General features: G+C 44.2%; 16 protein-coding genes. 12 read left to right on the forward strand and 4 right to left on the reverse strand.

The window, feature by feature from the left end; translation table 11 throughout:
* The first annotated feature begins 62 nt into the window (after positions 1 to 62).
* The 4 genes from BEL04_RS07280 (at position 63) to BEL04_RS07295 (ending at position 3,128) form a co-directional block, all read left to right on the forward strand.
* The gene (locus BEL04_RS07280) at positions 63 to 635 is read left to right on the forward strand and encodes an NUDIX hydrolase (RefSeq protein ID WP_066003535.1); all 573 of its coding nucleotides are present in this window, start codon (positions 63 to 65) and stop codon (positions 633 to 635) included.
* 5 nt (positions 636 to 640) lie between these two features.
* Entirely contained in the window at positions 641 to 1,969 is a 1,329-nt protein-coding gene (locus BEL04_RS07285; protein WP_066001794.1) for an APC family permease, read from the forward strand.
* A 90-nt stretch (positions 1,970 to 2,059) separates the two neighbouring features.
* Complete coding sequence (locus BEL04_RS07290) at positions 2,060 to 2,767, forward strand: YdcF family protein (protein WP_175404015.1); 708 nt, start codon at positions 2,060 to 2,062, stop codon at positions 2,765 to 2,767.
* A gap of 136 nt (positions 2,768 to 2,903) precedes the next feature.
* Positions 2,904 to 3,128 (forward strand): hypothetical protein, encoded by a 225-nt coding sequence (locus tag BEL04_RS07295; RefSeq protein WP_066001798.1) that lies wholly within the window; start codon positions 2,904 to 2,906, stop codon positions 3,126 to 3,128.
* 23 nt (positions 3,129 to 3,151) lie between these two features.
* Here BEL04_RS07295 and BEL04_RS07300 read toward each other — a convergent pair whose 3' ends face one another.
* Together BEL04_RS07300 and BEL04_RS07305 are read right to left on the reverse strand one after the other, a co-directional pair.
* Entirely contained in the window at positions 3,152 to 3,448 is a 297-nt protein-coding gene (locus tag BEL04_RS07300) for a hypothetical protein (protein ID WP_066001799.1), read from the reverse strand.
* 19 nt (positions 3,449 to 3,467) lie between these two features.
* Complete coding sequence (locus BEL04_RS07305; RefSeq protein WP_066001801.1) at positions 3,468 to 3,692, reverse strand: CDGSH iron-sulfur domain-containing protein; 225 nt, start codon at positions 3,690 to 3,692, stop codon at positions 3,468 to 3,470.
* Between the two features lie 140 nt (positions 3,693 to 3,832).
* On the opposite strand from BEL04_RS07305, the gene BEL04_RS07310 reads away from it, so the two are divergent.
* The gene (locus tag BEL04_RS07310) at positions 3,833 to 5,170 is read left to right on the forward strand and encodes a rhamnogalacturonan lyase domain-containing protein (RefSeq protein WP_083227797.1); all 1,338 of its coding nucleotides are present in this window, start codon (positions 3,833 to 3,835) and stop codon (positions 5,168 to 5,170) included.
* Here BEL04_RS07310 and BEL04_RS07315 read toward each other — a convergent pair whose 3' ends face one another.
* The gene (locus BEL04_RS07315) at positions 5,171 to 6,217 is read right to left on the reverse strand and encodes an acyltransferase (protein WP_066001805.1); all 1,047 of its coding nucleotides are present in this window, start codon (positions 6,215 to 6,217) and stop codon (positions 5,171 to 5,173) included.
* Between the two features lie 190 nt (positions 6,218 to 6,407).
* On the opposite strand from BEL04_RS07315, the gene BEL04_RS07320 reads away from it, so the two are divergent.
* The 6 genes from BEL04_RS07320 to BEL04_RS07345 all read left to right on the forward strand — a co-directional run bounded on the left by BEL04_RS07320 (position 6,408) and on the right by BEL04_RS07345 (position 11,758).
* Complete coding sequence (locus BEL04_RS07320; RefSeq protein WP_066001807.1) at positions 6,408 to 7,361, forward strand: PepSY-like domain-containing protein; 954 nt, start codon at positions 6,408 to 6,410, stop codon at positions 7,359 to 7,361.
* A gap of 131 nt (positions 7,362 to 7,492) precedes the next feature.
* A complete protein-coding gene (locus tag BEL04_RS07325) occupies positions 7,493 to 8,338 on the forward strand; it encodes an FAD:protein FMN transferase (RefSeq protein ID WP_066003539.1) in 846 nt (281 codons plus the stop codon).
* Positions 8,339 to 8,474: 136 nt separating this feature from the next.
* Positions 8,475 to 8,840 (forward strand): hypothetical protein, encoded by a 366-nt coding sequence (locus BEL04_RS07330; RefSeq protein ID WP_139112943.1) that lies wholly within the window; start codon positions 8,475 to 8,477, stop codon positions 8,838 to 8,840.
* 27 nt (positions 8,841 to 8,867) lie between these two features.
* Positions 8,868 to 9,731 (forward strand): hypothetical protein, encoded by an 864-nt coding sequence (locus BEL04_RS07335; protein ID WP_139112944.1) that lies wholly within the window; start codon positions 8,868 to 8,870, stop codon positions 9,729 to 9,731.
* A gap of 8 nt (positions 9,732 to 9,739) precedes the next feature.
* Entirely contained in the window at positions 9,740 to 10,417 is a 678-nt protein-coding gene (locus tag BEL04_RS07340; RefSeq protein ID WP_066001815.1) for a response regulator transcription factor, read from the forward strand.
* 6 nt (positions 10,418 to 10,423) lie between these two features.
* Positions 10,424 to 11,758, forward strand: a complete 1,335-nt coding sequence (locus tag BEL04_RS07345) for a sensor histidine kinase KdpD (protein ID WP_066001818.1) — start codon at positions 10,424 to 10,426, stop codon at positions 11,756 to 11,758.
* Between the two features lie 52 nt (positions 11,759 to 11,810).
* Here the strand turns inward: BEL04_RS07345 and BEL04_RS07350 are convergent, their stop codons facing one another.
* On the reverse strand, positions 11,811 to 12,110 hold the full coding sequence (locus BEL04_RS07350) for a YXWGXW repeat-containing protein (RefSeq protein ID WP_066001820.1): 300 nt from the start codon (positions 12,108 to 12,110) through the stop codon (positions 11,811 to 11,813).
* A 205-nt stretch (positions 12,111 to 12,315) separates the two neighbouring features.
* On the opposite strand from BEL04_RS07350, the gene BEL04_RS07355 reads away from it, so the two are divergent.
* Positions 12,316 to 13,020: a porin family protein gene (locus tag BEL04_RS07355; protein WP_083227798.1), complete on the forward strand. Its 705-nt coding sequence runs from the start codon at positions 12,316 to 12,318 to the stop codon at positions 13,018 to 13,020.
* Positions 13,021 to 13,046 lie beyond the last annotated feature (26 nt).

The following is a 13,046-nucleotide window of genomic DNA, read 5'->3' on the forward strand; positions in this document are numbered from 1 at the left end:
TGCCGGAATGCAAAATGGCAACAATGCCCACGGGCCATGTAAAAACAAGTATATTTGGCACAATGGTAAGACAAAAGATTGAAAGATGGTCGGTTTTGGAGCAGGAAGATATTTCTCCAAGCCCATGGTTCCCGCTTACGCGCGAAACAGTGAAATTACCCGGAGGGCAGATTTTAAACGATTATTATTTTGCCCCACTGGGCGATGTTGTACAGGTACTGGCCTTAACCCCGCAGCACGAAGTGATACTGGTAAAACAGTACAAACATGGTTTAGGCGATATTTTACTCGAATTGCCCGGGGGAATGCAGCAACCTGGTAAAGGGCTGATCGATTCGGCTATTGCCGAAATGGAGGAAGAAACCGGCGTTAAAACAACCGCCGACAAATTAATATCATTGGGCAGAATAGCTATTAACCCAACCAAGCTGAAACAGGTGACCTATGGTTATTTGTTGTTCGATGCAGAGTTTAACTCCACGCAAAAACCCGACCCGTCGGAAGTGATAGAGCTGATTACCCTGCCCGCGCCACAGGTATTGCAGATGGTAAAAGATGGCGAAATATGGACCACCGATTCGGTTTGTTTCATTTTAAAAGCCTCGATCATGTACCCTCATATTTTTGCCTTATAACGCCTTTGAAAAAGATCCGCATTGTACAGCTTGTAGCACTCATATTTTTTACCGTATCGGGCGGCCCCTATGGCTTGGAACCATTGCTGGACAGCGTGGGCGAACATGGAGCGTTACTGCTCGTTGTGATAACGCCGCTTTTGTGGGATGTACCGGCGATACTAACCGTGCTGGAGCTAAACAGCATGATGCCTGTTAACGGCGGCTATTATCAATGGGTGAAAAATGCACTGGGGCCATTCTGGGGTTTTTGCGAGGGTTGGTGGACCTGGTTGTACACATTTGTCGACCTGGCTATATACCCTGTGCTATTTGTTGAGTATGCGAGCTTCTTCTTCCCTGAACTTGAACATTTAAAGCTGGTTAAGGCTGAGATATGCCTGGCTATTATCTGGATATCTGCCATTTTAAACATCTGGGGGATACTGCCGGTAGGTAAGTTTACTGTGGCGTTAAGCGCGCTGGTACTAACGCCGTTTCTTATTTTATTTGGATTAGCGTTCTACCACCATACCGGCGGGTTACATATCCCGTCGCCATCGTTAAAAGGAGTCGCTTTCCCTTCGTTAAGCTTCGGCTTGTATACCATTATGTGGAATTGTTTTGGCTGGGACAGCGTTACCACCTATGCCGACGAAGTTGAGAAGCCTGTACGCGCTTATTTTGTTTCGATAGCTACGGCTTTTGTACTGGTGATAGTGGTATATTTTTGCGTGGTGCTGGTATCGCAGCAATCGCACATCAATTTCAAACATCTTGCTGATGATGGTTACCCCTCACTCGGAGCGCTGGTTGGCGGCAAATGGTTAGGAACATTAATAGCCCTTGGCGGCATGGCCAGCGCGCTGGGCCTGTATGCTGCTAACTTGCTCTCGGTATCGCGTTTGCCAAAAGCCATGGCAAATGATGAGTTGCTGCACAGCAGTATCAATAAACTGCATACCCGGTTCCAAACGCCGTATGTATCCATATTGGTTTGTTCGGCTGTAGTAAGTATGATGATCCTGTTAGGGTTTAAGGAACTGATCATTATCGATGTGACCATTTACGGTGCAGGTTTATTTCTGGAATATGCATCGCTCATCAAACTGCGTATTGCATTCCCCCGTGCAAACAGACCCTTTAAAATAAAGTTCAATACGCCGGGTTTATGCCTCATGATCCTGTTCCCGGTAAGTGTATATGGCGTAGCTATAACCGGCATCTTCCGATCGGCAGATAAAACCTGGTTACCGGCACTTATCGCCGTATTGGCCTTGCTTAGTGCGCCACTGGTTTGGCTGCTGGTTACCCGGCACAAACCGCATTTAAAAAAACACAAAACTATATTTTAGAGGCAACGTAAACCGGCAGCTTAAAAAAACTCTATTTTTAAGCTCTAATCTGTTGCTATGTACTTTATATTTTCAAAGCTTCTTTACTTTTTGATCACACCGTTTTTTTGGGTGTGCTGCTTACTCGTTTCAGGCCTCATCAGCAAACAGCCCAAAATAAAAAAACGCTTTTTTATTGCTTCTGCAGCGGTATTCCTTATTTTTTCGAACCCGCTTTTGCTGCGTCGTTTTGCAGGATACTGGAATTATCCGCCTGTTCAGGTAAGCGGTAAATACAGCTGTGCCATACTACTGGGTGGTTTTGCTTCCGAAAAGGGTAATGGCAAGGGGTATTTTAATGAATCGTGTGACAGGTTCATCGAAGCTACAGAATTAAAGACCACAGGTACGATATCCCATGTGCTGATCAGCAGCGGTAATTCGAGTTTGCGGCCCGACGGATTTCGCGAGGCCGACTGGGTTAAAACTCAATTGCTGAAATTTAATGTACCCGATAGCGCTATACTGGTTGAGCACGACTCGCGCAACACTTTCGAAAATGCAGAGTTTTCAAAAAAAGTGCTCCAGGCAAGGCATTTGCAACCGCCGTATCTTCTGGTAACAGGCGCCTACCACATGCGCCGGGCACTATATATCTTTAAAAAGGCCGGCGTACCCGTTATTCCTTATCCCGCCGAATACTTTTCGGTAAATAAGAGTTTTTCGTTTGAAGAACTTATTCCCCAGCCCGGAATCCTGTCGGCGTGGAATACCTATACCAAGGAAGTGATAGGCTATGCCATGAGCTCTTTTAAATAAACCAATTAATTTCCCGTTAAATAACGGCCGGTTCATGGTGAAAACACCGATTGAAATTGCTTAATATTTATTTAACTTTGTTGCACTATAGCGTTAACTAACAACCGATAGCGAACAATATGTTAATTGTTTTGAAATGAGTTTTGAGATCCAAAAGAACTTTTTTTGTGAAAACTGCAAGGTTTGCGGGAAACGCCCTGTAATTGAGCAGAACAAAAAAGTATGGACCATCAGGTGCCTCACAGATACCTGTAAAAATGCTGTTGTGGATAGCTTTATCAACGTTGAAAAATGGAATTATATCAACAACAAGGAAAACTTTGGCAAGGTTGTATCAGGCAATTTCAAAAATTCGGCCTAAATAATTTCCCATTCGCATACTCACTAAGCTATCGCCGTAAGGATAGTATCCAAGCCCTCAAAATATTCAAGCGCCGAAATCCTTCCCTGGTGATATTGATCCTTTAACTGGTCCATACCTGCATAAATATCTTCGGGCACCTTAATTGTGGGATCTTTTTCCTGCAATAGCCTTACCTTCAGTTCGAGGTTTTGTTTCACCAGGCTTAATACGGTATCTTCAACTGAGCCGAAAACAGCCTCCCACGAACTGATGACCGCTTGCTGGGCCTCAATAACGTTTTTTAACGCTGCCGCCTGTTCGCCAAACAGATCTATCATACCAGATTTCAGGTTTTATTTATACTTTACGCGGCGGCAGGTCGAACGCTTCGGCATTATGCTCGAAGTGCCCCTTGTGAGACCCGTCGCAAAACGGCTTATTAGCCGAAAGTCCGCAACGGCAGATGGAAACCACCGTACGGCCTTGCAGGCCATAAGCGTTGCCCTGCATATCCACAATCTCAAAATCGCCGTCGATCTTTACCGAACCGTTGCTGTTTATAGTTAGTTTAGTTGCTGCCATAGTATTTTATGCCCTAAAGATACGAAAACCATCGCAATAAAATTAACACAGGATACGACAGGATGCTTAATTAAACCATCCTGCAGATATTTACGTCTTATAAACCAATCACTTAAATCCGGCCCATCGCCTTAATAAAAATGATCAAAAAAATTATTACCCTGCTTGTACTTGCGTTGCAATTGCCTGTTGCCTTTTCGGCCACATTTTATGTAGCGCCCAACGGCAGCGATGCCAGCAATGGCAGCATCGATAAGCCTTTTGCTACTGTACAAAAAGCACAAAGCGTAGCTAACCCCGGCGATTTAGTTTACCTGCGTGGCGGCACTTATCGCCTGCAACCAAACCAGATTGCAAAACAGGAACGCCAGTGGGCATATGTTACCTATCTTGATAAGAGCGGTGCTGAAGGTAAACCCATTAAATACTGGGCCTACCCTAACGAAAAACCGGTGTTCGATCTTTCGGCCATCAAACCCGAAGGTTTACGGGTTACGGTATTTTATGTTTCGGGTTCGTGGATACACCTCAAAGGGTTCGAGGTTGTGGGCACCCAGGTTACCATCAAAACCCATACTCAGTCGGAATGCTTTGAGAACCAGGGCAGCAACAATATTTATGAGCAGCTGAGCATGCACGATGGTATGGCTATCGGTTTTTACCTGTTAAACGGCTCGAACAACCTGATACTGAACTGCGACGCTTACCGCAACTGGGACTATTATTCGGAAACAGGGCGCGGTGGCAATACCGACGGTTTTGGTTGCCATCCGCGCAAGGGGGCTGTTAATAATATATTCAGGGGTTGCCGTTCGTGGTTTAACAGTGATGATGGTTACGATGTGATCAACTCGGCCGAATCGGTAACGTTCGATCATTGCTGGGCAATGTACAATGGCCTGGGCACCGATTTTAAAAGCCTTGGCGACGGCAACGGCTTTAAAGCCGGCGGATTTGCCCGCAGGCCGGCCAACGAAATACCCAACCCTGTACCGCGCCACACCATTCAGTTTTGCCTGGCAGTTGGTAATAAAGCAAGCGGCTTTTATGCCAATCACCACATTAACGGCGATAACTGGTATAACAATACCGCTTACAAAAACAGCATCAACTTTAATATGCTGAATCGATTACTTGACGACCCGGGCGCTGATGTACCGGGATACAGTCAAAAAATGCGTAATAACCTGGGCTACAAAAGCCGCAGCGAATTGCAGAACCTGGACAGGGCCAAGAGTGATGTGGCCAACAACTATTTCGACCTTAACCTTGAAGCCAGCGACGCCGATTTTGAAAGTTTAAACGAAGCGCTGCTAACCGGCCCACGCCAGGCTAATGGTAATTTACCGGACGTCGACTTTATGAAATTAAGGCCGGGCAGCAAGTTTATAGATAAAGGTGTTGATATTGGTTTCCCGTTTAAAGGCAAGGCCCCCGACCTGGGATGCTTTGAGTTTGGCGGGAGTTATACATATTAATTAACCCGATATATACTTACCCACAAAAGGTATCTTATTAACTATCCAAACCAGCAAAAGCGATAATACCATACAGGTAAATGCCGTTACCGGGATGCTGAACAGGGGATTGAATAGCTTATAATTCAACCCCTGCTGATCGAGCAATTGCAATATCAATGCGTGGCTTAAATAAACGCCAAAGGAGTAGGTACCGGCAAAATCGCGCAGCTTAATAAGCCATTGCGGCAATTTTGGTGCAGATGATTTACCAATTAAAAACACACTTGAGGCGATAAGCATGATCGACGGGCTGATGGGTTCGTACATGATAGTGCTGATACCGTTATAATGCTGATATAAAAGATACGTCCCGCAAACAATCAGTGCCAGGCTAACCACAAACAACAGGTACATCCATACCCTCATATTTTTGACCTTAAACTTTGCGAAAGCCAGGGAATGCCCTAAAACCAGATAACCGATATATCCCTCGAAGTAACGCAGATCGAGCGAGGGCTTGTATTTGGAGAAGTAAGGCTGCTCTATCATCATCACCAAAAACCAAACAATTAAAAAGTATCTCACCTCCTTTTGGGATGCATTCCGAACAAACCTGCTGATAACCGGCATAATTAAATAAAGGCCAATGAGCATATACACATACCATAAGTGATAGGATGCCCCGTCGCGCAAAAAATGCATCGCCTGTTTAAAGGTTAACCACCAGGTTTCGGGCATATCGATATCCTCATTATAATACATATAGGCTATATACACAAGGCTCCAAAACAGGAACGGCGTTACCACCCTGCTCAGGCGGCGTTTGAGGAAATCGCCCAGTTCATACTCCCGGTGCAGCATCAGTGCGCCTGTTATCATTACAAAAACCGGCACGGCAAAACGCACCAGCGAATTGTAAAAATCGCCAATCAACCAAACATTTACCGGGCCCTTGTTATAAGTTTCGAGTACCGGCGATGTAGTGTGCAGCACGATAACGGCAAAAAGCGCGATCACCCTTAAATTATTTATCCAATCAAACTGCTGGGTTTTGGTTGCAGGCATATCGTGCTAAATTAAAAACTTTTTACGGGCTGCAGACATGGCCGGCGGGCAAAGGATATTTCAAATAGAAAAAAATTTAAAAAAAATTTGGTTTCATGTTGATTTCATTTAAGGGCGATAGGTTTACATTAAATTTAATGGGTGGCCACCATTTAACCTAATTGTTTTTAACCTGAAAAAACTTAAACAAATGAAAAAGCTAACGAAATTCTATTCATTACTGCTTATCGGCCTTGTCGCACTAACAGGTTTAAACTCCTGCCAAAAATCGGGGGTAACTAATAGTAATCAGTCTGACGATGCCGCATTGACCGCCGCTGCTGCCATACAGGTATCGTCGTCAACAAACACAACACTTACCGTAACGACCCCATCGGGCGTTGTAACTACGCCGATAGTAACCAGCGGCCTATTTGTGGTGAACTGCTATCCTCAGGGTGCAAAAAAAGATTCGCTGACATCGTTCAGCAGCCTGCCCGATACTATAAGCAAGTATTTAACTGCCAACTATGCGGGCTATACTTTTCAAAAAGCATTTAAAATTACTACAGCAAGCGGCACTGCCGGCGGTTATGTAGTTATCATTACCTATAACGGCAAGCCCGTTGGTTTAAAATTTGATGCAAACGGTGTTTTTGTAGCAGTACTCGAACAACGAGAGGGGCACGACCTGGCGGGCAAAGGCTGGCACGATGGAGGTTGCTTTGGTAACCGCAGCGGCAACTTTAAAGATACTTTAGCCATCAGCGCGTTGCCGGCGGCCATTAAAACGTACTTTGCTACCAACTACCCTGCCGATACATTGCTGCATGCCGTTGTTAACTTTGATGCAACGTATATTGTCATCAGCGCCGATAACGGCTTATTTGCTACTGCCTTTACATCGGGCGGCACCTTTATCAAACGTATACAGATCTATCCGCACCACGAGCACCATGCTTCTATCGCACAAAGCGCATTGCCGGCCAGTGTAACTACCTATCTAACAACCACTTTCCCCGGATACGTATTCGACAAAGCATTTACCGAAACGCTTAACGGTGTACTTAAAGGTTATTTTGTTTTTATAAATGCCAACAATACAAGGCTGGCGGTACAGTTTGATGCCAGCGGGAATTTTGTAAAAACTATAGTTCTAAGGTAATTTAATGTGAGGTTAAATTATTACTTACCCCGGTTGCCTATGCCAGAGGCGCCGGGGTTTTTTAATGAGGCATGGTTTCATTTGATTTTCATTATGCCCACCTACTTTCGTATCAATATATACTAAAAATTATGCTGCTAACTCAACTCCCAAACTCTATATTAACAAGTGTCTTCAGGCGCGAAATGCGCCTGATGGGCATTATTTTTGAGATCAGTGTGGTTGCCGATGACGAGAAATGGGCCAACGAGCGTATCGATGAGGCTTTTGCCGAGATCGACCGCATTGAAGAGTTGCTTACCGATGCCAACCCGCAAAGTGCAGCAAACCGAATTAACCAATTTGCCGGAATCGGGCCCGTTAAGGTGGACCAGGAAGTTTATAACCTGATAGACCGTTCGCGAAAGATAGCCGAACTGACACACGGCTCATTCGATATCACCTATGGCCCTGCCAACGTTGATTACCGCGATATCATCCTCCAGCCAGAACAGACCAGTGTGTTTTTAAAAGAAAAAGGGATGAAAATCAACCTTGCCGCCATCAGCACGGGTTACATTGCCGATCGTGTTAAATATTTTTTACAGATGCAGGGTGTAGCCAGCGGAGTAGTTAACGTAGCGGGCAACTTACTAACCTGGGGCAGCCAGCCCGATCACCAACCTTGGACGGTATCGGCTGCGGCGCCCAATCAATGCTTTGGTCCGATTGCCAACCTCAATATCAGTAACATGGCAGTAATTACCGCAGGGAATAATGGATACTTTAATACTAAAAACGGTATGGCTGTAAGCAATATCAAGAGTGTATCCATTTTAAGTCCAAGCGCCGAGCTTGCCGCAGCCATGGGTGTACCTGTTATGGCCATGGGTGTACGCCTTGGGTTAAATTTAATTAATCGTTTAAACCAAATAGCTTGTGTAATTATTAACCATCGCAAAAAAATATATACATCAAAAAACCTGAGCTACAGGTAACAAGAGTGTTTTGTTGCCGTTAAACATTAATACAACAGCATTATATCATTTTTAATTAAATTAGCATGCTAATAACAGGGCATGCTAATTTAATTAATATCAATTTGAATAATTTTTAATTGTTCTCCACCCACCCATGATGAAGCGGCTCGTGTACATATTGATCTTATTGCTTTTCACAGCACGCTTACTGGCTGCAAGCCCCGGCCACATACCGGCAAATGGTGTTATAAGCTATCCGCCTGCCGCAAAACCAGAGTTAGCTGTCCCGGCCGCGGCTTTACCTGTTGATACTTTGCGTATAAAAACCGTTCCGCAAAGCCATATGGATGTACTTGGAGCAAAAAAAATAAAGGAGATAGCCAAACCAAAGCACCAGTCGAAACCAGAAAAAGTTGTTGCGCCGGTTGATACCGCTACCGTAAATAAAAAAGCGAAACGCCAGCGACGGCCCGAAGGTTTGGAAAGGCCACCCGAAATACCGCGGCGGAACAACGATTAAAAATGAGTTTTATCAAAAGTTAATGATATGAGATATTTAACGACTCTGATTTTGCTGCTGATGTACGGTGCCGTTAGCGCCACACCAGCGGTTATGGCGCCCGATACGGGCACCATCGTCAAAAAACAATCGGTTTCTGCTGGTGTAAATTACGGCACCGATGTAAGCTTTTTTGGTCGCACCAGCCAGTACCGTTACCCATTTTTATCAAGCGATGTAATTTACAACAGCAAATCAGGCCTTTTTGCTTATGGATCGATATGGAAGGTATTGGCCTCCGAACCAACAGTTGATGAGCTTGATCTGGGCGCGGGCTATCATTACCGTTTTTCGAAAGAATTTAAAGGCGACATCAGTTATACCCGTTTTTTCATCAATGATAAATCGCAGATCATCAAATCATCAGCCACAAACGATATTAACTTTAAAAATTCGTACGATTGGAAGTATCTGAAAACGAGTGCGACATTGGATTATCTGTTCGGCAGATCGAACGATTTTTTTGTTACGATCAATAACTCAAAGTATTTTGAAAGTAACTGGAGTGTTTTTGATGACAAAGATTACTTAACGTTCGAGCCCGCTTTTACGATGATATTCGGCACACAAAACTTTGTGCAGAATTTTGCAAACAATCACGATTTTTATAACCCGCCCGGGCATGACGGGCCGCCGATGCATTACGATCCAAACCCACCACCCGATGCAGCCAATCAGAATCAGCAATTTAAACTGCTTAACTACAGTTTTAAATTGCCCATAGCCTACAACAGGCCTCACTATACTTTGGAAGCTGCCTATAAATATGCTATCCCTGTAAACGTTCAGGGCGCATTAGTTAATAACCACGAGTCGTTTTTTAACTTAACCTTCTATTACGTTTTTTATTAAGATACCTTATGAATGTTTTGATCGTAGAAGACGAAAAATCGCTGGCACGTGAGCTGGAAATATTTTTAACTAACGGTAATTACCTGTGCGAGATATGCTATGATGGTAAATCGGCATCGCAAAAGATAGGCGTAAACCTGTACGATTTTATATTGATAGATCTTGGTCTGCCCGATTACGAGGGTCTGGATTTACTTAAGGAAGCAAAAAAGAACAATCCCGAAGCGGCCTGTATTATTTTAACGGCCCGCGCCGAAGTTTACGACCGTATCAAAGGCCTCGATCTGGGTGCCGACGATTACCTGCCCAAGCCCTTCTCAATGCTTGAACTGCAAAGCCGTATGCAGGCCATTACCCGGCGCAAATTTGGTTTAAAACATACTACCATAACGTTGGGAGAATTTTTAATCGACCTGAACGACCGCAGCATTACACACGATGGCACTCCTGTCAGCGCCATCACCAAAAAAGAATTCGACCTTATAGCTTATCTCATCCTGCACAAAAACCGCACACTTACCCGCCCGCAATTGAGCGAGCATATTTGGGGCAGTGTAGTTAACGACGATTATGACTCGAACTATATCGACGTCCATATTAAAAACATCCGCAAAAAACTGGGCGTTTATGCTCAGCCCGATTGGCTGGAAACCGTACGTGGCTTAGGTTACAAAATAAAAATATAATACGGTTTGAAACTGCAAAACAAACTCACCTTGTTTAATACCAGCTCAAAACTGGTGATTGTGATCCTGTTTGTTTTGCTGTTGCCAAAGCTTATCCAAAACATTAATAAAACCTACACCGATAACCGCCTGCGCAAACAACGTGATAAGTTTTTGCAGATCGTAAAAGAACGCGGCATATCCAACTATATACAAAATGGCGAAAGCTACGGCAGTTACCTCCCATTGCACGAAGATTTTATCAGTTTGGATATCGATACTGCAAACGAGTGGCTGGACACGATTAAGAACGACCGCCGGGTTTTTACCGATGATAAAGATACTTTGGAGTACCGGATACTGAGCCGCAATTTTACCGTCAGCAACAAGAAATACCTGCTCGAAATTGGCCGCAGTGTGAGTACCATAAGCGATACCAGCAGCCCATTGCAAAGTATTGCCCTGCAGGTACTGCTGGGGATGATCTTTCTGACCATCCTTTCGGATCTGATCTACTCCAACTACGTGCTCAGGCCACTCGATAAGATCATTAAAACCAAGCTTATCGGCCATAAATTTCCCAACTTCGGCATTTATAAAAAGGTGCGCACCACCACCTCTGACTTTCAATATCTCGACGAGAGCATCCACCAGATGATCAAAACCATCGAAAGCACCTTTCAGAAAGAACGTGAGTTCATCTCAAATGCCTCGCACGAGCTGATGACGCCCATCTCGATACTGCAATCCAAAATAGAGAATATGTTCGACCGCGACGATGTGATAGACGACGTAAAGGTACGCCTGCTCGAGATGCAACGGATATTGAACCGGTTGAAAAGCATCACCAAAACTCTATTATTGATATCGCAGATCGAAAACGAGCAATTTATCAAGGATGATAATGTGAATGCCGCCGAGCTTTTACAGGAAGTTTATGATGAGATATCCATTCGCCTGCAAGAGAAGAACCTTACACTGAATATTGCCGTTGCGCCAAATGTTACGTTAAACGGTATCAATAAGTTTTTGATGTTTAACCTGTTCTTTAACCTTATTAACAATGCTATCAAATACAATCAGGAGTCGGGCACGATAGAGATAAACGGTTATATGTACGATGGTGCATTTGTGGTAGAAATTTCGGATACCGGCATTGGAATAGCCGAAGAGCAGTTGCCGCTTATTTTTAACCGTTTTAAGAAGTTCAAACAATCGTTGCAGCAGGAAAGCTTTGGCCTGGGCTTGCCTATCGTAAAATCCATTGCCGATTTCCATAATATCCGGATCGATGTGGCTTCGCAGCTTGGCAAAGGTACTACCTTTAAACTCACTTTTCCTCCCGAACTCTACAACAGTTAACCGCAATCAAAAGCGCCGGGGATATCCCCGGCGCTTTTGATGTTCAAATTTGTTATCTCCAATGGCCTGGTACCCATGCCTCGCCACCCCGTACCCTTCGCCAGTGGCCTGGTATCCATTCGTGCCGGCCCGGGCGCATACGCTCATAGTGTGGCCGCACATATTCATAACGGCCGTGGCGCCATGCCCATTCGCCGCTAACCCATACCGATTCTCTATCCGGAGGTGCGGGCCTTACCACAACGGGCTCAACCGGCCTGGTACGTACAAAAACCCTTACTTGCGCATTACCTGTAAATGCAATAGCGCCCAAAACGGCTGCCATTGTTATTGATCTTAAAATCGTCTTCATATGATGCAGTATTTATAGCTTTAACTCTGCCTTCTTTAAAAAGTTTAAAATAATTTTCAGGCCGGAGCTTAAAAAAACAACAAAGTTACAGTAGTGCCGTTAATGTGTTAATTATTGTTAAAATCAATAAAACTCCCTCTCTTTTAAATAAACCTTTTGATTCTGGTTTAATCTATATCCTAACTATTAATAAACGTTACACGCCATGAAAAAAATTCTCTTTCTAAGCATAGGCATGCTAGTATTGCTGGCAGGCTCAATCACAGTTAAAGCCCAGGGTTATTATCCGCCTCCGCGCCGTTACCCGCACCCTCGCCGCTACCCTCAACAGCAGCAACAGCGTCAAAACAACAGCGATTTTTATAAACCCAGGTTCGGTATTGTGGCCGGTGCCAATATTGCCAATATTATTGATCCCAACGATCCGAGTTTTCATACCGATACCCGTGTTGGTCTCAATTTAGGTGTAAGTCTTGATGTGCCAATTGTGTATCCGTTGGCCTTCGAAGGTGAGCTATTGTATTCAGAAAAAGGCTATACTGCTTATACCCCCTATGGGCAATTTAGCCAGCGCAATAACTTTATCGATTTGCCATTATTGCTTAAAATTCACGTCATTCCTAATTTTAGTTTTGTGGTTGGCCCGCAGGTAGCTTTTTTAACATCTACGCAAACGGTTTTTAATAATGGCTTTAGTCAAACAGTGCAGCAACAATATACCCAGGATAGCCAGGGTTATAATAAAAGTTTGATTGATGGCGTATTTGGTGTAAGTATCAATCTTAACCGCAATGCTGAGCTGCGCGGTCGTTATACTGTCGATCTGCAAAGTAACACAGCCTATTCGCCCAACTATAATCCGCAATATAACAACCAGGTTTGGCAAATTGGCCTGGGCTTTAAATTCTGATAGAATTTATTTCAAATACACGATAA

The organism is Mucilaginibacter sp. PPCGB 2223 (assembly GCF_001705515.1).
Lineage (GTDB): Bacteria > Bacteroidota > Bacteroidia > Sphingobacteriales > Sphingobacteriaceae > Mucilaginibacter.

Coding starts and splice junctions, on each gene's coding strand:
- BEL04_RS07305 (WP_066001801.1), bottom strand. CDS start 3,692: ATGGCAGCAACTAAACTAACTATAAACAGCAACGGTTCGGTAAAGATC.
- BEL04_RS07350 (WP_066001820.1), bottom strand. CDS start 12,110: ATGAAGACGATTTTAAGATCAATAACAATGGCAGCCGTTTTGGGCGCT.
- BEL04_RS07330 (WP_139112943.1), top strand. CDS start 8,475: ATGATGAAGCGGCTCGTGTACATATTGATCTTATTGCTTTTCACAGCA.
- BEL04_RS07335 (WP_139112944.1), top strand. CDS start 8,868: ATGAGATATTTAACGACTCTGATTTTGCTGCTGATGTACGGTGCCGTT.
- BEL04_RS07325 (WP_066003539.1), top strand. CDS start 7,493: ATGCTGCTAACTCAACTCCCAAACTCTATATTAACAAGTGTCTTCAGG.
- BEL04_RS07295 (WP_066001798.1), top strand. CDS start 2,904: ATGAGTTTTGAGATCCAAAAGAACTTTTTTTGTGAAAACTGCAAGGTT.
- BEL04_RS07355 (WP_083227798.1), top strand. CDS start 12,316: ATGAAAAAAATTCTCTTTCTAAGCATAGGCATGCTAGTATTGCTGGCA.
- BEL04_RS07320 (WP_066001807.1), top strand. CDS start 6,408: ATGAAAAAGCTAACGAAATTCTATTCATTACTGCTTATCGGCCTTGTC.
- BEL04_RS07310 (WP_083227797.1), top strand. CDS start 3,833: ATGATCAAAAAAATTATTACCCTGCTTGTACTTGCGTTGCAATTGCCT.
- BEL04_RS07280 (WP_066003535.1), top strand. CDS start 63: ATGGTAAGACAAAAGATTGAAAGATGGTCGGTTTTGGAGCAGGAAGAT.
- BEL04_RS07315 (WP_066001805.1), bottom strand. CDS start 6,217: ATGCCTGCAACCAAAACCCAGCAGTTTGATTGGATAAATAATTTAAGG.
- BEL04_RS07300 (WP_066001799.1), bottom strand. CDS start 3,448: ATGATAGATCTGTTTGGCGAACAGGCGGCAGCGTTAAAAAACGTTATT.
- BEL04_RS07340 (WP_066001815.1), top strand. CDS start 9,740: ATGAATGTTTTGATCGTAGAAGACGAAAAATCGCTGGCACGTGAGCTG.